This is a genomic window from Rummeliibacillus stabekisii, assembly GCF_007988965.1.
GTDB lineage: Bacteria > Bacillota > Bacilli > Bacillales_A > Planococcaceae > Rummeliibacillus > Rummeliibacillus stabekisii.
In genome coordinates, this window is the sequence record NZ_BJVD01000008.1 from 85,607 (window position 1) to 112,134 (window position 26,528).

25 protein-coding genes are annotated in these 26,528 nt (G+C 38.0%); 7 read left to right on the plus strand and 18 right to left on the minus strand.

All coding sequences use genetic code 11. The features are described 5' to 3' along the window. Nucleotides 1–62: 62 nt before the first annotated feature. The gene (locus RST01_RS12545; RefSeq protein WP_147197265.1) at nucleotides 63–2,378 is read right to left on the minus strand and encodes a hypothetical protein; all 2,316 of its coding nucleotides are present in this window, start codon (nucleotides 2,376–2,378) and stop codon (nucleotides 63–65) included. Between the two features lie 328 nt (nucleotides 2,379–2,706). On the opposite strand from RST01_RS12545, the gene RST01_RS12550 reads away from it, so the two are divergent. Further along, nucleotides 2,707–3,498, plus strand: coding sequence for a TatD family hydrolase (locus RST01_RS12550; protein WP_147197266.1), 792 nt, complete (start codon nucleotides 2,707–2,709; stop codon nucleotides 3,496–3,498). A gap of 55 nt (nucleotides 3,499–3,553) precedes the next feature. On the opposite strand, the gene RST01_RS12555 is transcribed toward RST01_RS12550, so the two are convergent. Next, nucleotides 3,554–4,039, minus strand: a complete 486-nt coding sequence (locus RST01_RS12555) for a YehS family protein (protein WP_147197268.1) — start codon at nucleotides 4,037–4,039, stop codon at nucleotides 3,554–3,556. Nucleotides 4,040–4,174: 135 nt separating this feature from the next. Here RST01_RS12555 and RST01_RS12560 point away from each other — a divergent pair, with 135 nt between their 5' ends. After that, on the plus strand, nucleotides 4,175–5,314 hold the full coding sequence (locus RST01_RS12560) for an FAD-dependent monooxygenase (RefSeq protein WP_147197270.1): 1,140 nt from the start codon (nucleotides 4,175–4,177) through the stop codon (nucleotides 5,312–5,314). A 52-nt stretch (nucleotides 5,315–5,366) separates the two neighbouring features. Continuing rightward, the gene (locus tag RST01_RS12565; RefSeq protein ID WP_147197272.1) at nucleotides 5,367–5,783 is read left to right on the plus strand and encodes a DUF1284 domain-containing protein; all 417 of its coding nucleotides are present in this window, start codon (nucleotides 5,367–5,369) and stop codon (nucleotides 5,781–5,783) included. Between the two features lie 73 nt (nucleotides 5,784–5,856). On the opposite strand, the gene RST01_RS12570 is transcribed toward RST01_RS12565, so the two are convergent. The 9 genes from RST01_RS12570 to RST01_RS12610 all read right to left on the minus strand — a co-directional run bounded on the left by RST01_RS12570 (nucleotide 5,857) and on the right by RST01_RS12610 (nucleotide 16,808). Beyond that, on the minus strand, nucleotides 5,857–7,551 hold the full coding sequence (locus tag RST01_RS12570; RefSeq protein ID WP_244946719.1) for a methyl-accepting chemotaxis protein: 1,695 nt from the start codon (nucleotides 7,549–7,551) through the stop codon (nucleotides 5,857–5,859). A gap of 197 nt (nucleotides 7,552–7,748) precedes the next feature. After that, entirely contained in the window at nucleotides 7,749–8,246 is a 498-nt protein-coding gene (locus tag RST01_RS12575) for a HugZ family pyridoxamine 5'-phosphate oxidase (RefSeq protein WP_147197276.1), read from the minus strand. A gap of 13 nt (nucleotides 8,247–8,259) precedes the next feature. Further along, complete coding sequence (locus RST01_RS12580) at nucleotides 8,260–9,045, minus strand: ABC transporter ATP-binding protein (RefSeq protein ID WP_147197278.1); 786 nt, start codon at nucleotides 9,043–9,045, stop codon at nucleotides 8,260–8,262. Between the two features lie 2 nt (nucleotides 9,046–9,047). After that, nucleotides 9,048–10,037 carry a FecCD family ABC transporter permease gene (locus RST01_RS12585; protein ID WP_147197280.1) on the minus strand — a complete coding sequence of 330 codons (990 nt, stop codon included), beginning with the start codon at nucleotides 10,035–10,037 and terminating at the stop codon, nucleotides 9,048–9,050. 15 nt (nucleotides 10,038–10,052) lie between these two features. Next, the gene (locus RST01_RS12590; protein WP_147197282.1) at nucleotides 10,053–11,045 is read right to left on the minus strand and encodes an ABC transporter substrate-binding protein; all 993 of its coding nucleotides are present in this window, start codon (nucleotides 11,043–11,045) and stop codon (nucleotides 10,053–10,055) included. Nucleotides 11,046–11,294: 249 nt separating this feature from the next. Beyond that, nucleotides 11,295–12,785: a malate:quinone oxidoreductase gene (locus RST01_RS12595; RefSeq protein ID WP_066789854.1), complete on the minus strand. Its 1,491-nt coding sequence runs from the start codon at nucleotides 12,783–12,785 to the stop codon at nucleotides 11,295–11,297. 313 nt (nucleotides 12,786–13,098) lie between these two features. Further along, nucleotides 13,099–14,067 carry a sensor domain-containing diguanylate cyclase gene (locus RST01_RS12600; protein WP_147197284.1) on the minus strand — a complete coding sequence of 323 codons (969 nt, stop codon included), beginning with the start codon at nucleotides 14,065–14,067 and terminating at the stop codon, nucleotides 13,099–13,101. Nucleotides 14,068–14,365: 298 nt separating this feature from the next. After that, nucleotides 14,366–15,787, minus strand: a complete 1,422-nt coding sequence (locus RST01_RS12605) for an alanine/glycine:cation symporter family protein (RefSeq protein ID WP_147197286.1) — start codon at nucleotides 15,785–15,787, stop codon at nucleotides 14,366–14,368. A gap of 259 nt (nucleotides 15,788–16,046) precedes the next feature. Beyond that, nucleotides 16,047–16,808, minus strand: coding sequence for a MerR family transcriptional regulator (locus tag RST01_RS12610; protein WP_147197288.1), 762 nt, complete (start codon nucleotides 16,806–16,808; stop codon nucleotides 16,047–16,049). Nucleotides 16,809–16,952: 144 nt separating this feature from the next. Here RST01_RS12610 and RST01_RS12615 point away from each other — a divergent pair, with 144 nt between their 5' ends. After that, on the plus strand, nucleotides 16,953–17,528 hold the full coding sequence (locus RST01_RS12615; RefSeq protein WP_244946720.1) for a uracil-DNA glycosylase: 576 nt from the start codon (nucleotides 16,953–16,955) through the stop codon (nucleotides 17,526–17,528). Between the two features lie 69 nt (nucleotides 17,529–17,597). Here RST01_RS12615 and RST01_RS12620 read toward each other — a convergent pair whose 3' ends face one another. Continuing rightward, a complete protein-coding gene (locus tag RST01_RS12620) occupies nucleotides 17,598–17,873 on the minus strand; it encodes a hypothetical protein (RefSeq protein ID WP_066789863.1) in 276 nt (91 codons plus the stop codon). 343 nt (nucleotides 17,874–18,216) lie between these two features. Between RST01_RS12620 and RST01_RS12625 the strand changes: the two genes are divergently transcribed. Together RST01_RS12625 and RST01_RS12630 are read left to right on the plus strand one after the other, a co-directional pair. After that, nucleotides 18,217–18,609 (plus strand): GntR family transcriptional regulator, encoded by a 393-nt coding sequence (locus RST01_RS12625; RefSeq protein WP_147197291.1) that lies wholly within the window; start codon nucleotides 18,217–18,219, stop codon nucleotides 18,607–18,609. Beyond that, nucleotides 18,609–19,700, plus strand: coding sequence for a DUF1648 domain-containing protein (locus tag RST01_RS12630; RefSeq protein WP_147197292.1), 1,092 nt, complete (start codon nucleotides 18,609–18,611; stop codon nucleotides 19,698–19,700). The genes RST01_RS12625 and RST01_RS12630 overlap by 1 nt, the downstream gene beginning before the upstream one ends. Before the next feature lie 225 nt (nucleotides 19,701–19,925). Here the strand turns inward: RST01_RS12630 and bioB are convergent, their stop codons facing one another. The 4 genes from bioB to RST01_RS12650 form a co-directional block, all read right to left on the minus strand. Then, nucleotides 19,926–20,921, minus strand: coding sequence for a biotin synthase BioB (gene bioB / locus RST01_RS12635; protein WP_147197294.1), 996 nt, complete (start codon nucleotides 20,919–20,921; stop codon nucleotides 19,926–19,928). Between the two features lie 212 nt (nucleotides 20,922–21,133). Then, nucleotides 21,134–21,877: an amino acid ABC transporter ATP-binding protein gene (locus RST01_RS12640; RefSeq protein ID WP_147197296.1), complete on the minus strand. Its 744-nt coding sequence runs from the start codon at nucleotides 21,875–21,877 to the stop codon at nucleotides 21,134–21,136. A gap of 12 nt (nucleotides 21,878–21,889) precedes the next feature. Next, entirely contained in the window at nucleotides 21,890–22,555 is a 666-nt protein-coding gene (locus RST01_RS12645; protein ID WP_147197297.1) for an amino acid ABC transporter permease, read from the minus strand. Between the two features lie 34 nt (nucleotides 22,556–22,589). Further along, nucleotides 22,590–23,369: a transporter substrate-binding domain-containing protein gene (locus RST01_RS12650; protein ID WP_147197300.1), complete on the minus strand. Its 780-nt coding sequence runs from the start codon at nucleotides 23,367–23,369 to the stop codon at nucleotides 22,590–22,592. Between the two features lie 313 nt (nucleotides 23,370–23,682). Between RST01_RS12650 and RST01_RS12655 the strand changes: the two genes are divergently transcribed. Continuing rightward, the gene (locus RST01_RS12655; RefSeq protein WP_184117569.1) at nucleotides 23,683–24,942 is read left to right on the plus strand and encodes a sensor domain-containing protein; all 1,260 of its coding nucleotides are present in this window, start codon (nucleotides 23,683–23,685) and stop codon (nucleotides 24,940–24,942) included. 69 nt (nucleotides 24,943–25,011) lie between these two features. Here the strand turns inward: RST01_RS12655 and RST01_RS12660 are convergent, their stop codons facing one another. Together RST01_RS12660 and RST01_RS12665 are read right to left on the minus strand one after the other, a co-directional pair. Next, complete coding sequence (locus RST01_RS12660; protein WP_147197304.1) at nucleotides 25,012–25,446, minus strand: GNAT family N-acetyltransferase; 435 nt, start codon at nucleotides 25,444–25,446, stop codon at nucleotides 25,012–25,014. After that, nucleotides 25,446–26,405 carry a DMT family transporter gene (locus tag RST01_RS12665; RefSeq protein WP_147197306.1) on the minus strand — a complete coding sequence of 320 codons (960 nt, stop codon included), beginning with the start codon at nucleotides 26,403–26,405 and terminating at the stop codon, nucleotides 25,446–25,448. The genes RST01_RS12660 and RST01_RS12665 overlap by 1 nt, the downstream gene beginning before the upstream one ends. Between the last annotated feature and the right edge of the window lie 123 nt (nucleotides 26,406–26,528).

A 26,528-nucleotide genomic window follows, 5' to 3' on the forward strand; every position in this document is an offset into this window, starting at 1 on the left:
TAGAAAAGGAGAATCTTTACACAAGATTCTCCTTTTCTACTAATTTAATTAGCGAATACCTTTTATTTCGGTGTAACTTTAATAGTCAAAGGAGCTTTGAGGCTATAACGGCCTTTTTTCACGGTATAGACAAACTCCCGTTTATCAGTTCCATTTGCGATTGTTGCTTTTTTCACTAGGTGATGGTTGTGATCGTATAATAGCATTTTTCCAGAACCCGTTAGCTCAAATTTAAATTTCGTATCTTTTTTAACGTTCAGTGTATAAAAACGACTTTCTTGATTTGGTTTATTGATTTTTAAATGGGGTGTCGTTTCGTAGCGAATCCCCACATGTCCTGGAACACCTTTTTGAGTAGGTATAATCGACAATGAATACTTGCCGTTTGGTGCATTTGATGAGAAGTGTGTTGTCGAAATATGAACGACTGGATATGTTTTACCTGTTTTTTTATTCGTCAACACAATATTTTCAACCGTTCTTTTAAATGGATCTTCGTTTGATACGCCATACAACATGATATGTTCATCCGTTGTTAGGTTGATATCAACTGAAGGGGTTGAATATTGGTAATACGGTAATTTTACTCTAGGCGTACTTAAAGCATTTGGACCAGAAGGAAGTTCTTTCATTGTCGTATAGTTATATGTTTGTTGGTATAGTTTGAAGCGGTATGGTGCATTTGGTTTTCCTTTTATCGCTACATAGTAAACACCTTTTTCGAGATAGCGTAATTTTTTCGCAACTTCTTCATCACTATCGTTGATTGCTTCTTTTGTGTCACTCATCCAAAAAGCTAGATTTGACACTTCATGATTTCCAACAAAGTAATAGTTTCCTTCTACTTGATCGACATTAATAGCGTAATATGCAAATCCCTTGTCATCAAATGTTCCCTTTGCAACTTCCCCCGCAGCAAGTGGTTTGTACGTTGCTGTAGTTGAAGCTTGTTCAAACGATATTTTTTCGCCAAGCTCTGTAAAACCTGCAAGAAGTTCGTTTTCTAAAGTAGCGGTATTTACTGTTTCATGTTGTTGCGCTGCTTTTTTTATTAGTGCACGACGCTGTATTAAGCTATCACGTAGTACTTCTTCTGCCTGAGGCGTATTAAATTTTAAATTTGGATATTTTGGTGCTTTTGCTGCTGCTAAGACTGACTTTGCCGCCATTACTTGTGCTGTTAGAGCACCGATTGTTTGTTGCATTGTCGCTGATTTATCAGTAGACAATTTTTTATATGCTGCAGTGGTATTCTTTAGGTCGACATTTTCACGCGAACCCATCAAACGGCCCTTCTTGTAAATATTACCTTTATATTCGCCGTCTAAAATGTCCCCATTAACATGTTTAAGCCTTTGTTTATCATATAAAGAGCCTAATTTTTCTCTAACTGCTTTATCATTCGCTATTGTTGCTTCTGTATGATCTAGCTTCCCTACAATTTCTTTTAAATCATTTAGTTTCGATGTTAATGTTGTCACTTTCTCGTACACTGTATAGCTTTGGTAAATTGTTTCGTAATTTTCCGTATAGTAGGTTAATAAATTGGCTATTTTTGCATTTAACGCTACGGAGTTCACTTCTGTCGCCGCGCTTAGCTTTTGGACTTCTGCTAATTTGTCTAAGAATTTTTGTGCCGTTATATTGCGTACTCTCTTCCCATTTTTATAAACGTACTCTTTGATAGCACCATTTGCTAGCGCATCATTGTAATAATACGTGTCTTTCCCATCTGAGATAACTTTATTCTTTGGTGCTGGAAGCCCATCTTGGTACAATTTGCCCTTATAAAGGGTAGCAAGAGAAATGTGTCCGTCTTTAAATAAATACATTTTCTTTTTATAATCGGCAAAATGATAGCCTTTCGATAAAATGCCATTGGTATAAAGATTCAAATGAGGATTATCATCATCATCAAAGCTATGAATAACATAATCGCCTTTTTTCAGCTTCGTATTTTCATATAGTTTACCATCTGAAGGATTGACATATATTCGCTTTGTTAAAACACCATCTTGGTAATAAAGTTCTTCTAGGCCATTGTCATAAAAATCTTTACCTGGAATCAATGATCCATCTAGGAACTGATATTTATCATCCTTTGTTCTATAGTAACCTTTTTTAAGCCTACCATTATGGTATAGTTTTAAATTTTTCCCACTGCCATATTTAACATAGCCAGGTGCTAGTGAACCATTTTTGTATAAGCAACCATTATATACTTTGTACCCCTCTACTGCCTTACCTGTTGCCTTATTTACGAGTACACCATCTTTTAGTTGCACAGTTGTTGCGGCTGATGCTGGTGTTACCTCGGTTGTTCCAACTGAAGATAGCAACATTGCCGTTGTGGCTGCTGCTAATGCTATCTTTTTCATAAATAGAATCCCCTCCAATATCTTCCTTTTATTATACTATTTTAGCAATATACAGTATTTTTTGTTATTGTTTTATATAAAATGATTCTATTTTACTATCCACTATTCTCGAAAGAGTAAGTTTTGCCCCTTATCAATATCCCAACAAGGCACAAAGTCCATCACAAAGCCATCACCGAATTTGAGGAGCCTCAATAAGCCTTAGGGGAGGAAACAGGTTAATGCTAACTGTAATCGAAACAAACCAGAAGTAACTCAAGCAGAGTAAACGATTAAACATCCCTTATCATCTAGGGTAAAATAGAGGTAAGCTTTTAGGAGGGATAACATGGACTCATTAATAGATATTGGGCTTAATCTTGCGGACAAGCGTTTTTCAAAGGATACACAAGAAGTCGTAGAACGTGCGGTTTCAAGTGGAGTCACTCATATGATTCTGACTGGTTCAAGCATAAAAGGAAGCCAAAAAAGCCTTCGATTGGCAAAAGAATTCCCTAACACTCTTTTTTCCACAGCGGGTATCCATCCACACGATGCTTCTGAATTTAATGGACAGTCAATAGAACAGTTACGTGGATTGGCTAACCATCAAGAAGTGGTGGCTATCGGTGAATGCGGTCTTGATTTCAATCGTATGTACTCACCTCAAGATATACAGGAGGACTGCTTTATTGCCCAATTAAACCTTGCACGGGAAATGGACTTGCCTCTCTTTCTTCATGTAAGGGATGCTCATCAGCGGTTTTTAGAAATAATGGACAACCACCAAGACTTGATTAACCGTTCTGTTGTTCATTGTTTTACAGGGAGCGCTGAAGAAGTGCAGCAATATGTAGAGTTGGGCTTCCATATTGGTTTAACAGGTTGGATTTGCGATGAGAGGCGTGGGAAAGAGTTGCAGGAGGCAGTAAAATTCATTCCACTACATCGCTTAATGGTGGAAACAGATGCACCTTATCTGACACCTCGCACACTGACGCCAAAACCTAAAAACGGCAGAAATGAACCAGCCTTCCTTCCGCATATTGTATCGGAAGTTGCTAAATATAGGGGCGTATCTGTTGAAGAACTTGCTCAGCAAGCCACAGAAAATACGAGACGTTTTTTCCGTCTTCCATAAATGGAATGTAAATATCTGTGCAAAACAAAAAGCGTCATTAGACGCTTTTTGCTTGTTACCCTCTTAATCTAATCGTTAAGCCCTTTAAGAACTTCCGCGCGAAATTGTCGCCACACTCTTTATAATTACGATGTCCTGCTTTCCTTAGAATAGCCCCAAGCTCTCCTTTTGACACAGCAATTCCGCCATCATCTAAAATGTCGAGCATATCTTCAGTCGTCAGCTGCAAAGCAACCTTTACCTTTTTCAATAGCATATTATTGACATGTTCTTTTACTTGGGGAGCTTCTGGCGCTTGTCCCGGTTTCGGATCTTGTTTGCCCCTTTTGAATGTTACAAGGCCATTTAGAAAGAATGCCATCATTTTATCATTTACTTTCAATTGGCTATCATCTGTTTCCTCTTCGGAAGTCTTTGTAAGAATCTTAAGAATCTCCTCTTGTGTAAATTCTTTGCCTCCCAATTTAAAAATCTCTTTCATTTCTTGGTTTTTAAGATTCAAGGCATATCGAAGCCTAATTAGGATATCGTTATTTTCCATTTAAAAACTCCTCACTTCTTATCATTCCTTTATCTTAAGGCATATTACCATTTGAAACAACCAAGTCATGCAGTACTTCTATCTCGTGCTATAATATGTCATATATTAACATACAAAAACAAGGGAGGGAGCTACATGAAGATTATTATTATCGGTGGTGGTATTGGTGGCTTTACAGCAGCCCTCGCTCTTTCAAAGCTGGCAGAGGTGCATCTTTATGAGAAAGCGGCCGAATTCAAGCCGCTAGGTACAGGTATCGGTATTGGCTCCAATGCACTAGAAGCATTGATGGGGCTTGGTATTGGTGAAGATGTACTCGCATATGGTACACCACTCACTACACAGCTATTTCTTAATAAAGACGGCAAAATCTTGAACTCGATTGATTTTAAAAAAATAAAAAATAAATATGGGCAAGAAAATATTACGATTCATAGAGGAAAGCTACATGAAATCCTTTATCACCATATCCCTAAGGAATGGATTTCATTCAACAAACGGTTAGTGCAGGTAGAACAAGATGACCATCAAGTCACCGCAACATTTGATGATGGCGAAAAAGTGGAGGCAGATCTTCTTATTGCAGCAGATGGTATCCATTCCCTCATCCGAAAAAGCTACATTCCTAATAGTGTTCCTCGCTATGCTGGTTATACATGTTGGCGCGGCATTACAGAGAACAATGGATTAATTGATGAGCAAACATCCTATGAGATTTGGGGTTCTGAAGGCAGAGTCGGATTCGCCCCGATGATTGGCAACCAACTATACTGGTTTGCATGCATGAAAGCAGCAGAAAAAAGTCACTTTTTTGCCACTTTGACTCAGCGTGAAGTCTCCTATCATTTCAGAAACTTCCCGCCAAACGTTGCTGAAATGATTCAACAAACAAAAGATGAGCTTTTCCTTCATCATGATATTTATGATCTTAAACCTATCTCGAGATTTGTATTTGACCGAGTAGTCTTGTTAGGTGATGCTGCACATGCGACAACTCCTAATATGGGTCAAGGAGCAGGCCAAGCAATCGAAGACGCCGTAACACTCGCTAATGCATTACGTCACTTCGATTTAGAAGATGCGCTCCAAGAATATGAAGAGGAACGTGTAGACCATACAAAAAAAGTCATTCAAGTTTCCCGCCAAATCGGCTGGGCCTCCCAGTGGTCAAATCCACTGCTGGCTAATGGACGAAATGCAGTCTTACCCTTCATTCCTTCAGCTCTCTTAAACTGGCGTCTCAAATTTCTATTTCAACGGAAATTAAATAGCTAATTGTTAACCATTTGTTATAATAGGTTAACTAATACTTTAGGAGGAAACGACGATGTACAAGCTACGCGGCCATCACCTCTTTTGCCTTCTTGGCTATAGAGGAATGGGGTATTCAGAGGAATACGTGGAAAATATGACTAAGCTCCATCAAACATTAAGAAAAGAGCCAAGCACTTTAATTCAAGTTGTCAAAGGCCCTGACCATCTGTGTGATAAATTTCCAGAATCCGGGGAATATCATTGCCAAGACCAAGATATTTATAAAATGGATCAAGCTATTTTAGATAAACTCGGCCTTCAATATGGACAATCTATTTCGTGGTCCGACATTGAAGCACTTGTTAAAAAGAATGTAGTTCCGCTCGATATTGGAACCGTCTGTGCAACCTGTTCTTGGCGTTCTCTTGGCGTGTGTGAAGAAGGTATACAGTACATTCATGAAGGAAAAGGTCTAGTGGAAGTAAAATAAGTAAGAGATAGCGATAATAAAAATCAAATCAAAAAGGAAGGAGCTTATAACAGCGCCTTCCTTTTCTTCTTTATTAAATCTTGAAGCGGCTAACCAATTCATTCAGTTCATCTACTAATGTTGCAAGATGTTTTGAACTGTCGGCTACTTCTTCCATTGAACTACTAGCTTGCTGTGCGGAAGCTGCTGTTTGTTCTACTCCTGCGGCTGCTTCCTCAGCAACAGAAGCAACCTCATCAATAGACGCATTCATTGAAAGTGTGTGGCGTTTAATCTCTGACAAGTTCCCAGACACCGTACGGATGTTTTGTCCCATTTCAGTGACTGCACCATTGATTTCATTGAATGTCATACCTGTATTTTCTATTTGAATTGTTCCTTGTTCTACTTCTGTATATCCTGCTTGCAAGGATGATACCGCACTGCCTGATTCACTTTGGATTGCTGTAATTATGCCTGTTATATCATTTACTGAAAGTGCTACTTGTTCTGCCAGTTTTCTTACTTCTTCTGCAACAACAGCGAAACCTTTACCATGTTCCCCTGCCCTTGCCGCTTCAATCGCCGCGTTTAGGGCAAGTAGGTTCGTTTGGTCTGCTACATCTTTAATAACAGATATTAAAGTAGTAATTTCCTGTGAACGATGATCTAAGCTTTGGACTTTCATTACCGCATCTTTTACCAGTTGGTCAATCTTAGCCATTTGCTCAGTAGTTGATGTCATTAGTGAAGTCCCTTGCTCTGTTAATGAAAGTACTTTTTCAGAGTTTTGTTGAATGAGACTACCATTTTCATTTGTTTCTTCTACCTTTTCAACAAAAGATCCCATAATCATAGCTAAGTTGCTCGCACTATCTGCTTGCGTTTCAGCACCAGAAGCAAGCTCTTGCATAGTTGTGGCAATCTGTTCAGTACCCGTTCTGACTTCCATCGAAGACTGTGTTAATTCTTCGCTTCTACTTGCCACAACATTAGATAAAGAGTTGATTTTTTCCAAGACTAGTCTTGTATTTTCGTTCATCTCATTCGTCGCTAGGATTAGTTCTCCAATTTCATCATTCGATGTAGGTTCTATTTTTTCTTGGCTTAAATCACCCTTAGCCATTTCTTTCACTCTAGCTACTAAACCAATGATAGGACGGGAAATAACGCGTACGGTTTTAATTTCAATTAACACTGCAGCAATAGCCGCAACAGCCGTAAGGATTAATATAAATATAAGTGAGGATGTACCGTATGAAGCGAATTCTTCACCATCTTTGGCTATCTTCTCTTCTCTATCCTTTGATAATTGTTTAAAGCCATCCATAATTTCTTTTTCAAGCGGCTTTACTTCTGTCGCCATGATTCTCTTTGCTTCTTCTTTATTGCCGTTATCATACTCTTCAATCACACGATTTATTTGTTCCCCCCACGTCACCTTTTTATCAATTAAGGATTTGACTTGTGTGGAGTTGCTTAACTTCAGCAATTTATTCTCAAGTGCGATACTTTCATCTATTTGGCTCTTGAACTCATCCTTTAAGCTTGAATCTCCATACAAAATATACCCTCGGATTAATGAAGTTCTTTCAGACATATTTAAAGCCATTTGCTCATCAAGTTTTAACAAGGGAATTTCCTTCTTAACCATATCATTCGTATTTTTATTGAGTGCTTGAATGGCAAGAATATTAAATACACCCAATATTACAACAAGGGCTATCACAATTGAAAAGCCAAATACAATTTTCTTTCTAATACTATTTAACTGAAATAATCTGTTCAAATTTAGCACCATAATCCTTTCCCAAAGAGTCAACTACTATTATATCGGTAGAAAAGGGCTAAAGCTTTATAAATTCAAACATAAATCGACAAATATATTCAACCATATAAAAAAACTCAAACCGAGGGGGTGGCTTGAGCTTTTTGGCAACTTATAGGGTTACTGCCGTTTACAACAATATGCTTGAAACGGCAAGACTATTGCTTCTTATCTACTACTACATGTACAAATGATTCTCCCTTAACATCTAAGTCAAAGGCCATTCCAAAGCCTACTACATACCTGCCGTTTTGAGGTGTTAGCTCAAATAGAGAAAAGTCTAACCCTCGAAGTACATCCATTAAATTTTGCCCATGGTCTTCGTTAAAAAGAGCAAATATATCCTCATGCTGTTCGTTCCCAATATTCCTCGGATTACATGCAAAACGAGCTCTTTCTGTAGCAAATTTATTGGGCGTCATTGCCTCATCTGCAATAAACATGGCATCAATCACAGAATTACGTTCAAGCAAGCGATAATGTTCTGCAATTTTACTAATATAAATATAGAATTTACCGTCAACCATAACAAAAGGGGCGTAGCTACTAAATGGCTTCCCGACCTCATCCATCATACAGAGCATTACATTTTTGCGTGATTTCATAAACTGAAGATAATTATTTTTATGTTTCTCTAAATCAATTGTTTTTGTCATTTTATTCATCCTTTCATTTTTGCCTGATTGTATTCAATAAATGAATACGTGGTGCCTCTTCTTTTGACATAGAGACTACTTCCGCTTCCATATTATAGACATCACGTAGCATATCTGATGTCATCACTTGATTCGGCGTTCCTTCCATTATCTTGCGCCCATTCTGTACGACGATAAGGTGATTACTATAACGTGATGCCTGATTTAGATCATGTAAGACCATCATGACTGTAATGCCCATGTCTTCATTCAGTTCTCTTACTAATTCTAGAACTTCATGCTGATGTGCTATATCTAAGTATGTAGTGGGTTCGTCTAGCAGCAAAAGTTTCGGGCGCTGCGCAAGAGCCATTGCTATCCATGCCCTTTGTGCTTCTCCTCCAGATAAGGATGCTAGCATTCGATCCTTATAGTCTGCTAAATGTGTTTTTTCAAGCGACCAATGAACAATATCCTGATCTTCATGATTCAATCGTTCAAACCACTTTTTGTGAGGATATCTTCCATAAGCCACCAAATCCTTCACTAACATGTCATTTGGAGCTTGATTCTTTTGGCTAAGCATACAAATATTTTGAGCGATTTGCTTAGTTGTATATTGTTGAATTTCCTTCTGTTCAAAAGTGATAGTGCCAGTATGGGAAGAAATGAAACCTGTGATGGCTTTTAATATGGTCGATTTCCCTGAGCCATTCGGGCCAATAATGGAGACAACCTCCCCTTGTTTTACAGAGAAAGAGACATTGTGAACAACCTCTTTCCTTTCATATCGAATCGATATGGAATCAAGTGTTAGCATTGTTAAAACGCCCGCTTTCTCATTAAATATAGGAAATAGGGTCCGCCGATGACAGCCATTAGGATGCCTGCTGGTATATCAAGCGGTGCGAATAACGTTCTCCCTCCCGTATCTGCTACAAGCAATACCAGTGCACCAAGCGCTGTACTCATCGGCAACAAAACTTTATAATCAGACCCTACTATCAATCTCGCCATATGCGGAACAATAAGCCCTACGAAACCAATCATGCCAACAGCAGCTACAGAAATTGCGGCCAAGAAAACTGCTAGCAAGGAAAGCCATATTCGAGTGCGATGTACATTATCCCCGAGATTAGCCGCCACCTGATCGCCAAGCCGAATGATGTTAGCCTTTCTGACAGCAAAGATAGATAGAATCCAGCCAACCAGCGCGTAAGGAAGTATCATGAATAAAGCATTGCTCCCTTTTGCTGCCAAACTACCGTTCAACCATTGAATGGCTGACGGTAATCTATCACTATACAAAATAGACATAAATCCTACTATCCCTCCACATAGTGCGTTCACAGCTACACCCGATAAGATAATGGTAATAGGAGATATTCCGGATTTTTTCCATGCTAATGCGTAAACAATGGAGGCAGCGAATATTCCGCCAGCGAAAGCAGCTACTGGTATTAGGTTTGTATATTGCGGCAAAATCAACATAATGACCAAGACTGCTGCAGATGCACCACTCGTAACGCCAGTTAACCCCGGATCAGCAAGAGGGTTTCCCATAACCGCTTGCAGCAACGCACCTGAGATGGCTATATTTGCACCGATTATCAATGCCAGCAATACACGAGGCAATCTGATATCCATAATGATAGTTTCGTTTACTGCTTCTGGATGGGAGCCGAATATTGTTTTTAAAATAGCTGGCACAGGTACATATACACTCCCTATTCCAATGGAAAGAATGGCTGCGACAGCAACAAGTACATATGTAAAAAGAATGATATTCCAGCTTTTTGTATTTCTTTTCACTGCTAATCCTCTTTCTTATCGATATAAGTATTTTGAGACATCTGTTAAGGCCTTCCCAACATGGTCAATGGATGTAACCCCGAATGTGCTGTAATCCAGCATATGAACCTTGTCATTTTTAAAGGCACTTAAATTTTTCCAAACTTTATTATTTGCTGCTTCCTTTTTAAACATATCTTTCGGAGCCCCATGATCCCCAGATGCTAAAACTAAAATGACATCAGGGTCTGCTGCTGCTACTTTTTCCATGTTGATGGGCGAATAGGTATCTTTCACATGAAAGACGGATGAGGCAATATTATCTGCACCAGTTTTCTTCACCAGACTTCCTAGATATGATTCTTCACTCATTACCATAAAGGAATCAGAAGTGCCAATCATGAGCATAACGCTCGGCTTATCCTTTCCTTTTGCTACATTAGATAATTCACTTTCTTTTGCTGAAATATTATTCAACACTTTATTCATTTCATCTTTTTTATCAAAATAAGTCCCCAATGTTTTAAAGCTTACTTTTAAGTCATCTAATGATTCAGTTGGTAAATATGCAGCCTTTAAATCCATTCCATTCAAACTTTTATCTAGCGTACTTTGTAACGAATCCGAGCCAAGAATTAAATCTGGCTTCAAACTAGAGATGACTTCTAGATCAGGCTGCATAGGCGAACCTATCTTTTTAATACTTTCAAAATCTTTTGGAAGTGGATTTGTTGATTGCGGTACTCCAACTGGTGTAATACCTAGCAGATGTAGCATTTCTGCAATAGGAACGGAAGTTGTAATTACTTTTTCAGGAACTTCAACCGGCAATTTACTCAAAGTTTCCTTCAGCACTTTCTCATTTACACCATCTTGTGGTTGAATACTTTCTTTTGCTTTGACAGCCGTTTTCTTTACTTCTACTTTTTGCTCACTACTTTCTTTTGTCTTCTCATTCGTTGAATCTGCCTGGCATGCTGCTGTTAATAGTGTGACAGCCGCCATCATAGGTATGATTACTTTTCTCAAACTGCTTTCCCTCCGCTAGATTGTATTTTAAATGATAATGATTTTCAATTTCATTTAAAATGATAACAATTCTCATTCTCAATTGTCAACGTAAATTCTCATTTCGGTCATTAAGACCTAACACCAAAAATACGAGTTATTAAAAAACAAGTTAAACTATCGATGGTGTAAGCAAAAGAATGTGATAAATAAAAAAAGCTCCTCACTTAAGTGAGAAGCTTTTCTATAAATCTATTATTCTAAATGATCCTAGTTGTTCTCTGCATCTAAACGAAGAGCTTTTGTTGTGTCAGCAAAGATTTTGTTGAACAACTCTGGGTTTTCCCCTAGTTTGATACCGTAAGAAGGAATCATTTCTTTGATTTTTGGTTCCCATTCTTTCTTTTGTTCTGGGAAACATTTATCAATGATTTCTAGCATTACGTGAACAGCAGTAGAAGCACCTGGAGATGCACCTAATAATGCTGCAACAGAACCGTCTTCAGCCGTGATAACTTCAGTACCGAATTGCAATGTACCTTTGCCGCCTTTTTCAGTATCTTTGATGACTTGAACACGTTGGCCAGCTACGACAATATCCCAGTCTTCGCTTTTCGCATTTGGTACAAAGTCTCGCAATTCTTCAATGCGTTGTTCTTTAGATAACATTAATTGTTCAACAAGATATTTTGTTAGTGAAAGGTTTTTTGCCCCTGCTGCTAACATTGTAAATACATTGTTTGGTTTGACAGAACCAATTAAGTCCATATTGGAGCCTGTTTTTAGGAATTTTGGAGAGAATCCTGCAAACGGTCCGAATAATAAAGACTTTTTGTTGTCGATATAGCGTGTATCTAAATGTGGAACTGACATAGGAGGCGCACCTACTGCTGCCTTACCATACACTTTCGCATGGTGTTGTTCCACGATGTCAGGGTTGTTACATACTAAGAATAAACCGCTAACAGGGAAACCGCCTACATGCTTACTTTCAGGAATGCCTGTTTTTTGTAGTAATGGCAAGCTGCCGCCGCCTGCACCGATAAAGATGAATTTCGCTGTTTGATATTCGATTTTGCCATCTTCGCTATGCACTTTAACTTCCCATAAACCATCGCTTGTACGTTTAATGGTATCAACCGTATGTTTATAGTTTACTTCTACACCTTGTCCTTGCAATTGTTCAATAAGGATACGTGTTAAAGCACCGAAGTTTACATCTGTTCCAGAGTCAATTTTTGTAGCCGCAATCGGTTCGCTTGATGCGCGCTCATTCATGATGACTGGAATCCACTCTTTTAGCTTCTCTGCATCATCTGAAAACTCCATACCTTGGAATAATGGATGTTCAGAAAGCGCTTTAAAACGTTTCTTTAGAAATTCAACATTTTTTTCGCCTTGCACTAAACTCATATGTGGCAGTGGCATAATAAATTCTTGAGGATTGCTGATAAGATTATTGTTTACAAGGAATGACCAAAATTGTCTTGATAATTGGAACTGTTCATTTACATGGATTGCTTTCGTAATATCGATTGAACCATCCGCTTTTTCAGGCGTGTAATTCAGTTCACAAAGTGCAGAGTGTCCTGTACCTGCATTGTTCCATTCGTTTGAACTTTCTTCCCCTGATTTATCAAGCTTTTCATATACTTTAATTTTCCAGTCTGGCGCTAACTCTTTTAGGAATGTTCCTAAAGTTGCACTCATGATTCCGGCACCAATTAAGATAACATCTGTAGTAGTTTGTCTGTTACTCATTTTTACCTTCCTTATACCCTAAGATTTGCAGAAAGGATGTAGGCGCTCCCTCTTAGAAACCACAATAAAACCAAGGCGCAACCTGATCAAACACCTTTTCTGTATCAGTTTTTTCTATCCTTAGTGTATCATAATAAGTTATTCATGAAAATGCCTCCAAAACTAAATATCATATCGGTAAGCTATCTATAAACAATAAGTAGCAATATTGTACAAAAAGATTGAAAATATCGTGTTAATACAGCAAACAATTGTCTCCTCCGCTAGAAAAACTGTTGTCTTTAAACTTCTAACACGGTTAGATTAAACCAACTCAACACTCCACCAATAGGCGTTTTCTTTTTTTTTGCTTTTTATTCTTGTACATGTGCTGATCCGCCAGTCCTAAAAGCTGTTCCATTTGTCCATACGAATTCTCTGCAAAGGAAAGGCCGATAGACATACTGATTTTTACACTAACATTATTTTCGTTGTACTGTTCAATGTCTCTATGCAGGTCACTATAAAGCTTTTGCGCACTCTCCTTTGTTGCGTTTACCATAATAATTGAAAATTCGTCGCCGCCAATGCGGGCTACAATGATTTCACTAGTGGAATAGTAATTTAGAAGTTTTGCCGATGCAATGATAAAAGAATCGCCTTGCTCATGGCCAAAATGGTCGTTCATATACTTTAAACCATCTAGATCACATAACAAAATAGCCACTGGAACATTTTTTTGTTCATTATACTTTTTCATTTGTTTTTGGAAATAGGCCCGATTATAAATTTTCGTTAGTGGGTCATGGGCAATCTGGTATTCCAGCTCATGCTGCAATTTGACTTTTTCATCAATGTTCCGCACAATACCTTGAACCCCAATAAATTCTCCATTTTCAAGAATAGGTGTTGCATTTTCTTCAAGCCAGATATACTTTCCTTTACTATTTTTCCAGCGTTGAATGATCGGTTTACTGTAGTCCATTTTTCCATTTATCTTATTTTGGAGTAGATTGTAATCATCTGGATGAATAATATCAAATAACCAGTTTGGATTGCTATAAGCTTCTTGCATAGGATTTGTTCCCAAAATTGTTTTAATCGAAGGGCTAAGATATTGGAATTTCTTCTCCGGTTTCACTTGATAACAATAAATAATATCTTTTGACGTTTCTACCAATTGGCTAATTTTTTTCTTTTCATTATAAGTACCTTTCCATTTCAACATCTTATTTCCCAATACTATTAAGCTAATAATCCCCCCACCTAGCAAGCCTGAAAAAAAAGAAAACCACCCTATCACAAAAGATTACCTCCCCTATTTTTTAGACCTTGATATCAAAAACTCTACTAAAAAATCAATTCAAAAGTTATATGTATAATCTGCTTTCACTATATATTATTAAGCCATATGACCTAACATTTACCCTTTATATATTGTCTGTAAACATTATACGCCAATTATTTACTTAAAGATAAATACCTAAATGACTAATTTAACAATAAATAACAATTCGCTTTTATAAAATATCGTAAAATAATATCATTTATTTCTCAACAAAATAAAAGAACACATTCCTTAATGGAATGTGTTCTAATGTTTAACGATTTTCTTCGTCTTCTCCCCAACATTCAATATCGCCCACTTCTGGGACATCTTTTTTATAGAACACTGGGTTTTTCCCTTGTTTCCGTTGATCAAGGTAGTTGCGAATGACTGGTTTTGCAACCTTCCATAGCAATATAATAGCAATTAAATTGATAATCGCCATCATCGCCATAAAGAGATCCGCCAAATTCCAAACTAAATCGACTTTAGCTAAAGAACCAAATAACACAAAGCCAACCGCTAAAATACGGAAAATAAACATAGCTGTTTTAGAATCTTTAATAAACCCAATATTTGTTTCACCATAGTAATAGTTGCCAATAACCGTACTAAAAGCAAATAAAAATACTGCTATAGCCAGGAATATGCCTGCCCAATCGCCTAGGTTTGATACTAAAGAAAGTTGTGTTAGGTTTACAGACTTTGCATCATTCTGCATATAGGCATCACTCAGTAAAACGATGGCAGCTGTCGAAGTACATACAAGGATCGTATCGATGAATACGCCCAATGTTTGAATTAATCCTTGTTTTACAGGATGCGTAACAGAAGCAGTGGCTGCTGCATTAGGCGCAGAACCCATCCCAGCTTCATTCGAGAACAAACCACGCTTGATTCCCTGCATCACCGCTGCGCCTACCATCCCTGCAAAGGCTTCTTCCCAGCCAAAAGCAGATTTGATAATCAACAGCAATACATGCGGTAGTTCAGTAATATTTAGCAGAATAACAAGAAATGCAACTGCAATATAGGCAATAGCCATAACAGGTACGATAACTTGTGTTACACTAACAATTCGTTTCAAACCGCCAAAGACGATAATACCTGTTAACACAGCCAAGATTATGCCCACTACTAAACGGTTTGCTCCAAAGCTTTCCTTAAACGCAATCGTAATCGTATTGGCTTGTACCGCATTGAAAACAAAGCCGTATGTTAATGTAATTACGATGGCAAAGAGAACACCCATCCATCTCTTATTAAGCCCCTTCTCCATATAATAGGCTGGACCACCGCGATATAATCCCGTTTCTTTGTCTTTCACTTTATACACTTGTGCTAATGTGCTCTCAATTAAAGCTGATGCACCGCCAATAAGGGCGATCATCCACATCCAAAAAACTGCTCCAGGACCACCAATGGCAATGGCTGTAGCAACCCCGGCTATATTGCCCGTCCCAATCCGGGATGCCGCTGAGATGGTGAAGGCCTGGAAGGATGAAATCCCCTTTTTCCCCGATGAGTCTGTTGGCGTTTTTTCTGTTAACAGCCTAAACATCTCTGGAATCATACGAAATTGAATAAATTTCATTCGAATCGAAAAAAAGAGACCTGCCCCGATTAATAAAATAATCAATACATATGAATAGAGATACTCATTCGTGCTATTTACGATATTGTTTAAGTTGTCCATGTTTCCCCTCCTATATTAACTGAATTTAGCATGTACGTCCGAATCGTCCCCGCTAGACTTCAGGTGCTATTCGCTTTATTAAAAAAGAAATCATTCTGATGAAGCGATTTTACGTATTCAGATAGAATCTTATGCTTATATAACTTTTAAATTATATCAATGATAACTTTAGTAAGTAAAGGAATGGTTAAATTTAAATAGTTTTATACAAAAGAATGAAAAATAGCGCATTCCCATTAGGAATGCGCCCCACATAAACTTATTCTGATGCAACATAGTTTAAAATAGCCTCTTTTAGGAACTGCGCTCCACCCTGAACCACTTTCTCGTAATATGCCTTGAATCGTTCATCTGCCACATACATTTCCGCTAGCCCTGCATGCGCTTCTTTTGAATAACTCTTCCATGAGTATAACAGCCACTGTCTATGTTTATCAGCTAGCTCTTGTGCTTTCTTTGATGCTGGATTCCCCGTCGCGTAAGCTTCTTTCAGCAACTGAAAAATATCCTCTTCAAGAGCCTTCATCTTTTCGAAATTCTCTTCCGACATATCCCTCAATCTTGCATTGCTCTCATCAATGGTGTCCTCACCATATTTTTCACGTGCTTCCTTGCCGTAGTTTTTTTCGTTTTCTTCTATTAATTGTTCTTTGAAACCTGCAAATTTATCTGAATCACTCATTCTTATTCCCCTCTCCCTGCTACTAATTGTTTGTCTTACCGTACTAAGCAATTGATCGAGATGATTGCGCTTTTGCTCTAATTCTCGATAATGACCCTTTAACGCTTCCAGTTGGTCGTAAGAAGGATCGCATACGATTCTCTTAATCTCCTTCAGTTCAATCCCCAGTTCGCGATAAAATAAAATTTGCTGCAGCAAATCCACTTGCTTTTCTTCATAAACTCGGTAGCCTGCTTCACTCCAGCGCGCTGGTTTTAAAAGGCTGATTTCATCATAATAACGAAGTGTTCGACTGCTCACTCCTGACAGCTCCGCCAATTCTTTCACGCTATATTCCATTCCACACCCTCCCTTCTCTTTAATAAAATCATAAGCCTTTCCGTTGCGTAAGGGTCAAGGATAATTCTATAGTAAGGCTATTTTTTTAAAACAAATGAGCACAATAACTTAAATACAAAAATACACATAAGGGAGGGAGCTTAGTTGAATTTTTGCTTATGGCCAGAAGATCCAACACCGGAAAGCCAGCAAAACTGCCAGGACTGCGGCCTCTTCCAGCAAGGATCTCGTATGATTTGGGGCGAGGGAAATCCGAAGGCACCTATCCTTATCCTATTGGATAACCCTGGAGAACGAGAAGATCGAGAAGAACACCCTTACGTTTGTACTACACGCCAAACGCTGCAAAGAGCCGTACATGAATCGGGATTGTCAGCAGATGATTTCTATGTCACCTATGTGCTTAAAAGAAAGCCAAAGCGAGCATATGATAAAGAAAGAACACGCGAAATCTGTCTCCAACATCTCCAACAACAATTGGTTATTACAAATCCAAAGCTCGTCTTCTGTCTTGGGAATGTGGCAGTCCAGTCTTTTTTTCAAGATGAAGCTGCAGATGTAAAAACATTACGAGGGAAATTTTACGATGTGCGCGGTTTTCAAACTACTGTCGCCTATCATCCTTTCGCGGTAAGACGACGTCCAAATCTATGGTCAAAATTTCTGGAGGACTTTCAATTGGTTGCAGAGAGCGTTCGAAGTGCTTCAAAAGATCATTAAAACTAACATCGCGATTTAAAAATATTTAAAAATCCCCTACCTTTTTTTTCCGGTGGGGATTTTACATTATTATTCTTTAATCATCTTTTGTACTTGCTCCAGATCTTTCTTGATGAGCTCCAATTGTTTTGCATTTAGCTCTACCATATCAAGATGCTCTCCATATTCCTCTGCATTTTTCTTCGCATTTTCGCTGTGCGCAATTTGATCAAATGCATGCTCAACCGCGATTTCCTCTGGATGAGACTTCGCAATTTTTAACATGCGGTCTGCCTTTTGTACAGAATTACCGAATAATGTGCTGGGATGGTCTTGTTTCCAGCTTGTATCTGAGTGCTTTGCCAAATTTCTCTCTTCCTTTCCTGCTAACTAGATAATCTGAATTAGTATTAGGGAATCTGAAAAAAGTATACATTTGACTATAGTTCATCCTAAATTTCTTCGCTGCTCACTCGTTAATTGTCACCCTCCAGGTTCAAACACCGTCTAGCTGATTCACTACCTATCTTGAACAACTTTAAAAACACACACTTCATTTACTAACTACGATTGGACTTATGTCCACTTACTTTCCCTTTTTTTCACTAAACAATAGGATGGATTTATTTTTCAGAAAATATGTCGACACCTTCGTTTGTCTGTTATATATTATATATAACAGTTAACACAAAAAAGGAGTGTGAAAAGTTTGTTTATCTCTCTTGATCTTGAAACTGAAGAACCCATTTATACACAATTAAAACAACAGATTATTGAAGGAATCGCTAAAAAAGAGTTAAAGCCAGGTGAAGGATTGCCGTCTGTCAGATCCCTAGCCGCAGATCTAGGTATCAATCTTCATACCGTCAATAAAGCATACCAACAGTTAAAGCAAGAAGGCTTTATCCAGATTCATCGACAAAAAGGCGTGGTTATCCACCCGGATGGTGTTCAAAAAGCAGATGACTCCTACTACACTACGCTATCTGCCAAGCTCCGTCCCTTAATAGCAGAAAGTATTTGCAGGGATGTATCCCTTGATGAGTTTCAAAAGCTTTGTTTACAAATTTATAAAGATTTCGAGAAAAGGAGTGATAGTTGATGTTCATCTTTTTAATTCTTATGTTGGTTCCATTATTTATTCCAACTATCTTTATTCCGTATTGGACACGGAAGACAGAAAGCTTTGGTGTTTCCATTCCTGAAGAGGTTTATGTACAATCTAACATTAAACAAATGCGTAAAACATACGCTTGGTCAGCCAGTGTCCTTGCCATTATCTTAACGGCCATCCTTGCATGGTTAGGTTCTGGGATGAGCGAGAACAAAATCGCCGGCTTGTATACCGCCATGATATTCATTTTTCTTGCTGCATCCTTTGCCCTTTATCTTTTCTTCCATGGAAAGATGAAAAAGTTAAAAGAACAAAATCCTGATTGGATGAGAAAGCCGCAAAAGATTACAGTCAATACTCAATTCCGCCACCAAAAGCTTACTTACTCTAACTACTGGTTTGTTATTCATTTAGTCGTATCTTTTGCCACAATGATTTTTACACTGTTGCATTATGATGATATTCCTGCTCGTTTTCCTACGCAGTATGACTTTAATGGAGAAGTTACAAGCTGGTCGACCAAATCTTATCGTTCTGTCATGCTAATGCCGATTTTACAAATCTATCTAACATTACTGATGCTCTTCATTAATATCGTGATTACGAAAGCAAAACAACAGGTGTCCTCTGCAAATCCTGAGGAGTCTTTACAAAAAAACATTGTCTTTCGTCGCAGATGGTCATTGTTTACTATTTTAACGGGCCTTGCACTGATTCTAATTTTAACGGTGCCACAGCTATCACTTTTTTATCAGATTGATAGCAAGTTGCAACTATATGTACCGATTCTCTTTACTTTAGTCATTTGCATTGGAGCCATTGTATTATCGATCACAACAGGGCAAGGCGGAAGCCGTGTTAGAAGTGTGGTCACTACCGTAAATGGCGATCTGATTGATCGTGATGATGACCAGCATTGGAAGCTAGGCGTCTTTTATTTCAATCGTAATGACCCAGCTATCTTTTTGGAAAAACGATTTGGCGTAGGCTGGACAAATAACTGGGCTCACCCACTTTCTTGGATCATACTTGCGGCAATTATTTTCTTGGCAACGGGGCTACCATTATTTTTAGGCTAGAAAGACAATTTAACGTTGCTTACACCTAAAATGCAGGAATATACCTGCAAAATTTTAGTTAAATGAATGTAGTGCTATAATTAGCAAAAGATAAAAGGTACATCACATGTATTTAGTGATGTACCTTTTTTTATTTGAAATACAGTGAGTATTTAACTTCTTTCCAATTACTCATTAGACATCCGATGCAAAAACTTTAATCCTCATAGAATTAAATAACTCCTTTTACAAAGCACATTCCTCAATTTCAAATCCTAAATCATCAATCATTTTCCAGTCATCTAACGGTTGTTGTCCTTTGGTCGTTAAATAGTCACCCACAAAGATGGAATTAGCCGCAAATAGCCCTAAAGGTTGAAGGGTTCCAAGGTTTTTTTCTCGCCCGCCAGAAATACGAATTTCTTTCGTTGGGTTTATAAAACGCATCATAGCAAGAATTTTTAAGCATTGCACAGGCGTTAATTCTTTTTTTCCACCCAATGGTGTTCCTTCTATGGCTACAAGGAAATTACATGGGATTGAATCAGCATCTAAATCATGCAATTCAAAGGCCATTTCTACCTGTTGCTCTTCACTTTCCCCCATTCCAAAAATAGCACCAGAACACGGGGAGATCCCTGCCTTTTTTGCCTCTTGTACTGTATCAATTCTTTGGTCGTACGTATGTGTTGAACAAATTTCCTCGTATTGATCACGATGTGTATTTATATTGTGGTTGTAGCGATGCACGCCCGCATCTGCTAATGCTTCAGCATGGCTAGGTTTTAAAAATCCTAAACAGCAACAAATCTTTAAATCTGTTGTATCACGAATTTCCTTTACAGCCTCAATCACATGTGCAATTTCCCTATCAGTAGGGCGTCTACCAGATGCAACAATACAGTATGTACCCGCCTTGCGAGAGATGGCCTCATTGGCACCTTGGATAATCGTCTCTTTTGTAAGCCACGCATATTTCTCTATTGGCGTTTCTGCAACAATTGATTGGGAACAATACCCGCAGTCTTCTGGGCAAAGGCCTGACTTCGCATTAATAATCATATTTAATTTCACTTTATTACCAAAGTAATGGGATCGAATTTTATAAGCCGCATTCATTAATGCTAAAACATCTTTATCGTCTATTCGCAACAGTGAAAGTGCTTCATCTTTATTTAATGCCTTCCCTTTAATCACTTGATCTGCCAATTCTTCTAGCACTTTTTCTTTAATCATGTACATTTCCCCCTTTAATAGAAATTAACATTTGTTAACCAAATAATTAATTTAGTTAACAAAAATTATAAACCATGCAGAATAGTTTTCAAAGGAAATTAAATAACTGCTAAAGAAAAATAACTTGGTGCTACATTGTGCAAAAGGCGCAAAAAAATAAAAAAGGATAGATAGAGCAAGTTACTTCAAGCTCTTCTATCCTTTTAATTATATTTCTTTTATTTAAGCGCGGTGGTTTTTAGGAATTCCTTCGTCCGTTCTTCTTTTGGATTTTCAAAGAATTCTTCAGGACGGTCTAATTCGATAATTTGACCTTCGTTCATATAGACAATCCAATCCGCTACTTCACGTGCGAAGCCCATCTCATGCGTTACGACAACCATTGTCATCCCTTCATCGGCCAATTCTTTCATCGTCGCCAATACCTCACCAACAAGCTCAGGGTCTAGCGCGGATGTAGGCTCATCGAAAAGCATAATGTCCGGTTTCATTGCAAGTGCTCTAGCAATCGCTACCCTTTGTTTTTGACCGCCGGATAGTTTGCTTGGATAGACATCTGCTTTATCCTCAAGTCCCACTTTCTTAAGTAATTCTTTTGCTTCAGCAATTGCCTCAGCTTTTGATACTTTCCTTACAACGGTTGGTGCTTCAATAATATTTTCAATGACTGTTTTGTGAGGGAACAAGTTAAAATGCTGAAAAACCATGCCAACTCTTTGTCTTACCTCATTCATATCATGCGTTTTTGGCATAATGTTGTCGCCTTGGATAAAGATATTCCCATTATCCTTTCTTTCTAGAAAGTTCAAGCATCTTAATAATGTACTCTTCCCCGAACCAGATGCCCCGACAAGACAAACCACATCACTTTCATGTACAGAAAGATTTATATCTTTTAAAACATGCAAATCACCAAAAGACTTGTTTAAGTGTTCAATTCGTATCATTTCTCTTTCACTCATTCTAGTAACCTCCTATCGGTCGCTCACTGCTAATTTCTTTTCAAACAAGCTAACAGCTAATGTTAATAGTGCAACAAGTACTAAGTAATACACTGCTACAATCAATAAGTACGTCATCTCATCAAAGTTATTGGAACCAAGTGTCGTCGCTACGTTGAACAGCTCATTCATGGAAATGAAGGCAGCTAATGATGAATCCTTCAGACCAATAATGAATTGGTTGCCAAGTGGTGGCAATGCTCTTCGGAATGCTTGTGGAAGAATAATTCGGCGGATAGTCGTACTTCTAGTCATCCCAAGAGAACGACCTGCTTCCATTTGCCCCTTGTCCACAGATTGAATAGTGCCGCGGAAAATTTCAGCGATATATGCCCCATTATGGAAAGCAAGCGCTAATGCTGCTGCCCAGAAATCTGAGATTAAAAAGATACCACTAAAACCAAAATATAGAATAAAGATTTGTACAATTAGCGGAGTCCCGCGCACAAGGAATACATATAAATTTGAAATATAACCAAGAACTTTAATACGTGAAATTTTTAGTAGGGCAAAGAATAACCCAAAAATAATACCGATTAAAATAGATACAACCGTCAATTCGAGGGTGACCATCATCGCATCTATAAATAAACCTTTGCTGCTTATAAGTGTGTCAAAAAAATGTGAAAAGCTAGGCATGTTACCCACTTCCTTCCTTATTAATATCTAGTAATTATTCTGGCTTTTTGGTGATATCTTGGCCAAAGTATTTTTTGCTGATTTTAGCTAGTGTACCATCGTCACGCAGATGGTCCAGCGCTTCATTAACACGTTTAAGAAGCTTCGGATTATCTTTCGGCAATACAATAGCTTGTTCACTTCGTTCGATCAATTGTTGGCCTTTAATCTTAAAGCCTTCCTTCTTCGCACTTTTACCTGTAACAAAGTCCGTCACTACTGCATCGTGGCGCCCCATGCTAAGCGCTTTTAACGCTGTAATGTCACTATCGTATGTTTTGACATTTTTCGTATATCTACCAGCAATGTCTGCATACGTAGAACCTTTGGCAACCGCCACTTCTTTGCCCTTTAGATCTTTAGTTGTTTTAATTTTGCTGTTTGACCTTGTAAAGATTTGTGGGCCAGAGTAATAATAAGGTGTAGAGAATGCGACATGCTTTGCACGAGCATCATTAATCGTATGACTGGCAACAGCAACATCCGCTCTACCTGTTTTAATCCCTTCTATTAACCCTTTAAATTTCATCCTTTTTTGTACCGGTTCAAGACCCAATTCCTTACCAACAGCCTCTCCTACTGCAATATCAAAACCTGTCATAGTAAGGTCTTTCTTCATATAACTAAATGGCTTGAACTCTCCGGAAGCAGCAAATATAAACTTACCTTTCTCAACTAGCTCTGTGCCATCGCTAAGCTTTTCCTTTTCTGCACATCCAGAAAGCAAACCGATCAATAACAAGCCTAACAAGGTAAATATGTATGTTTTTTTCATGCTTCATCTCTCCTCTCTTCAAAGCAAGTTATATTGTTACTTACCCCTCAATTGCTGAAAATAACCTCTAAATCTTTTATAAATATAAAAAAGCAGCTGACATAGTTTTAGATTATGAGTATACGATTCTTCCCCAAACAGCTCGAATGCCTCTATTTCATGCGATTTAATAAACTAGACAGTAACTAAGAGATTTTAAGACTTTACTTTTTCAAAATAAAAAATTTTAACATTTCTTAGAAAAAAAGTAGTAGTGTTTTCACCATTTTTTGCTATAATCTTTCTTACAATTAGAAATTTTAGGATGGTATTTATGGAAAAACATATATTAAGTAATGTTACTCTTCAAGCAGATGATGAAAGATATCGCAAGCTTGTGGAGCAAGTAAGTGATTGGATATGGGAAGTGGATGCTAATGGAGTTTATACCTACGCAAGTCCGCAAATTGAACAGATTTTAGGCTATACACCAGATGAAATAATAGGCCGAACTCCATTCGATTTGATGGAACCAGATGAGGGAGAGCGGATAGGACCCATTTTTCAGTATCACGTTGCGAACAAGCTGCCAATTAACAGCTTAGAAAATATTAACTTGCATCGTGATGGGCATGAAGTTATTTTAGAAACGAGCGGCTCTCCTATTTTAAATGACGAAGGTGAATGTATTGGCTATATAGGGGTAGACCGGGATATCACTGAAAGAAAACTAATAGAACAAAAACAGAAACAGCTAATAGAAATTTTAGATGCTTCGCCTAGCTTTATAGCAACTTTAGATATCAACGGAAATAGCTTCTATTACAATCCAGCCGCACGCAACATCCTTGGCATTACGGAGGAAAATATTCAATCTGTAACGAGTAGATGGATGACTGATTTTATTAAAAACGAAGGCATTCCTACAGCAATAGAAAAAGGCTTTTGGAAAGGTGAAACAACCATTATAAATGGTGATGGTATTGAAATACCGGTTTCCCACATGCTAGTCGCTCACAAAACTGAAAATGGTACGGTGGAATTCCTGTCAACTATCGCACACGATATCACCGAAAGAAAAGAGCTAGAAAAGGTTATCTATAACCAAGCTCATTATGACCAGCTTACAAATTTACCTAACAGACGCTTTTTGCATAAAAAAATGGCAACTATCATTGAAGATACGACTGACAAGAAACGAGTTGCTTTCTTATTCATGGATTTGGATAATTTCAAAAGCATTAATGATTCGCTTGGCCATGAAATCGGCGATCAATTGCTTGTCATGACAGCTGCACACTTAGAAAGCTATGTAGAGAAGAACGATTTTATTTGCCGCTATGGTGGAGATGAATTTATTCTCATCTTAGAAGATATCTGGGATATAGAAAGCATAAAAGAAAAAACACAACGCATCTTAGAGGCCTTTAAGCAGCCTTTTGAAATTGAAGGTCATACAATTAGTGTGACAGGCAGCATTGGAATTAGCGTTTATCCAGATGACGGTAAAGATTTTCTTTCTCTCATTACAAAGGCCGATAATGCTATGTATCGCATCAAACAAGACGGTAAAAACAACTTCTCTATAGAATAAAAAAAAGGGAATCTATTAAATAGATTCCCTTTTTTACACTGTTTAAATCAAATTTTGACCATACAACTATTAATAGCTATACTTATACACAATTTCCCCTTCGATTACTCTACCATCGCCGTTAAAGCCCAATTTTTCATACAGTGCTTTTGCGCCTTCATTCTCTGGCTCAAAGCTTAGATAAATCACATGATGAGCTGTATCTTCTTTGATCAAGCTCATCAGTTTTTTCATAGCAGCCTTCCCGTACCCTTTCCCCTGGTATTGCGCATCAATCATTAAACGGTAAATCCAATACTCTCCGTCATCCGCATCAATACAATACATAGTAAAACCGACTAGAACCTCCTCAGCATAGATAGCTAAGCAAATACATTCCGGATAAGCTTTTGCCTGGGCAAGTGAAAATAAATTCGATGCCACAAAGTTTTTTTGTTCATCTGCCACTTTTAAATTAATGACATTCATAAAATTATGCCGATCGATATCTTCGAACGTAATCATTATCCCACATCACTCTTTTCATCGTAATTTGTTTCCGCAACTTTCTCTGCTTTAGAAGAAGGCTTCTTTTGAAATGCCAATAACAAAATCATTCCAAAAATACAGAGCGTTCCAACCCACTGAAAGATACCAAAGGGTTCTTTTAACCAAAATACAGTTGTAAGTACTGCTGCCAGAGGTTCTAAACTGCTAAAAAGGCTGGTTTCTTTTGGGGAGAGACTTTGAAGGCTTTCGATATAAAACCAAAATGCAATCATCGTGCCGAATACAATGACGAATAGTAAGTACATATATGCAACTGGGGAAAAACTTGAAAAGTCTATTTGCCACGGCGGATGAATCAAACTAAGTGCGACTCCGCCAATAATCATGGCCCAGCCAACAATCACCTGAGAATCAAACTGAGCAAGTAAAGGCACTGAATACAAAGTATAAAAAGCCAATGCAAGCCCAGATAATAGGCCCCAGACAACAGCAACAGGTGGCACTGAAAGATTGGAAACTGATCCATTCGTCAGTAGTAAAAAACAGCCCATCAATGCAAGCAAAACAGTTGCTGCATCATGTCGTGAAAAAACTGTTTGTCTACGGAGCAATAAGTAAAGAATAATCATTACTGGCGCTAAATACTGCAACAATGTCGCCACCGCTGCATTACCGTGTTTGATGGATGCCATGTATGTATATTGAACCGCAAGCATGCCGAGAAGCCCGAAGATCAGTAGCCGAAGGGCACTCCATTTATTTCGCCATACGTCAAAAACGTGGGAACGTGTACTTCTAAAAGATTGCATCCCCAAAAGTAGAACACCTGCTACTAGCAGCCGTATCATCACAAGTCCATTCACATTGACATGATATTGCTGAAATAATTTTTGCGAAACCGTGCCGCTAATCCCCCAAAGCACTGCTCCGATAATGACAAGTGTAAGACCTTTCTTTCTATTCATTCCCTTCATAATTCCGACTCTCCAATTACTCTTTTAATCATACGCTACTAATTTTTTGTTAATTCAGTTAATAACGATAATGCTAACGTATCCTGCATAAAAATACAATAACAATTTGGTCGGCATTTTATA

Coding starts and splice junctions, on each gene's coding strand:
- RST01_RS12545 (WP_147197265.1), bottom strand. CDS start 2,378: ATGAAAAAGATAGCATTAGCAGCAGCCACAACGGCAATGTTGCTATCT.
- RST01_RS12550 (WP_147197266.1), top strand. CDS start 2,707: ATGGACTCATTAATAGATATTGGGCTTAATCTTGCGGACAAGCGTTTT.
- RST01_RS12555 (WP_147197268.1), bottom strand. CDS start 4,039: ATGGAAAATAACGATATCCTAATTAGGCTTCGATATGCCTTGAATCTT.
- RST01_RS12560 (WP_147197270.1), top strand. CDS start 4,175: ATGAAGATTATTATTATCGGTGGTGGTATTGGTGGCTTTACAGCAGCC.
- RST01_RS12565 (WP_147197272.1), top strand. CDS start 5,367: ATGTACAAGCTACGCGGCCATCACCTCTTTTGCCTTCTTGGCTATAGA.
- RST01_RS12575 (WP_147197276.1), bottom strand. CDS start 8,246: ATGACAAAAACAATTGATTTAGAGAAACATAAAAATAATTATCTTCAG.
- RST01_RS12580 (WP_147197278.1), bottom strand. CDS start 9,045: ATGCTAACACTTGATTCCATATCGATTCGATATGAAAGGAAAGAGGTT.
- RST01_RS12595 (WP_066789854.1), bottom strand. CDS start 12,785: ATGAGTAACAGACAAACTACTACAGATGTTATCTTAATTGGTGCCGGA.
- RST01_RS12605 (WP_147197286.1), bottom strand. CDS start 15,787: ATGGACAACTTAAACAATATCGTAAATAGCACGAATGAGTATCTCTAT.
- RST01_RS12610 (WP_147197288.1), bottom strand. CDS start 16,808: ATGGAATATAGCGTGAAAGAATTGGCGGAGCTGTCAGGAGTGAGCAGT.
- RST01_RS12630 (WP_147197292.1), top strand. CDS start 18,609: ATGTTCATCTTTTTAATTCTTATGTTGGTTCCATTATTTATTCCAACT.
- bioB (WP_147197294.1), bottom strand. CDS start 20,921: ATGTACATGATTAAAGAAAAAGTGCTAGAAGAATTGGCAGATCAAGTG.
- RST01_RS12640 (WP_147197296.1), bottom strand. CDS start 21,877: ATGAGTGAAAGAGAAATGATACGAATTGAACACTTAAACAAGTCTTTT.
- RST01_RS12645 (WP_147197297.1), bottom strand. CDS start 22,555: ATGCCTAGCTTTTCACATTTTTTTGACACACTTATAAGCAGCAAAGGT.
- RST01_RS12650 (WP_147197300.1), bottom strand. CDS start 23,369: ATGAAAAAAACATACATATTTACCTTGTTAGGCTTGTTATTGATCGGT.
- RST01_RS12655 (WP_184117569.1), top strand. CDS start 23,683: ATGGAAAAACATATATTAAGTAATGTTACTCTTCAAGCAGATGATGAA.
- RST01_RS12660 (WP_147197304.1), bottom strand. CDS start 25,446: ATGATTACGTTCGAAGATATCGATCGGCATAATTTTATGAATGTCATT.
- RST01_RS12665 (WP_147197306.1), bottom strand. CDS start 26,405: ATGAAGGGAATGAATAGAAAGAAAGGTCTTACACTTGTCATTATCGGA.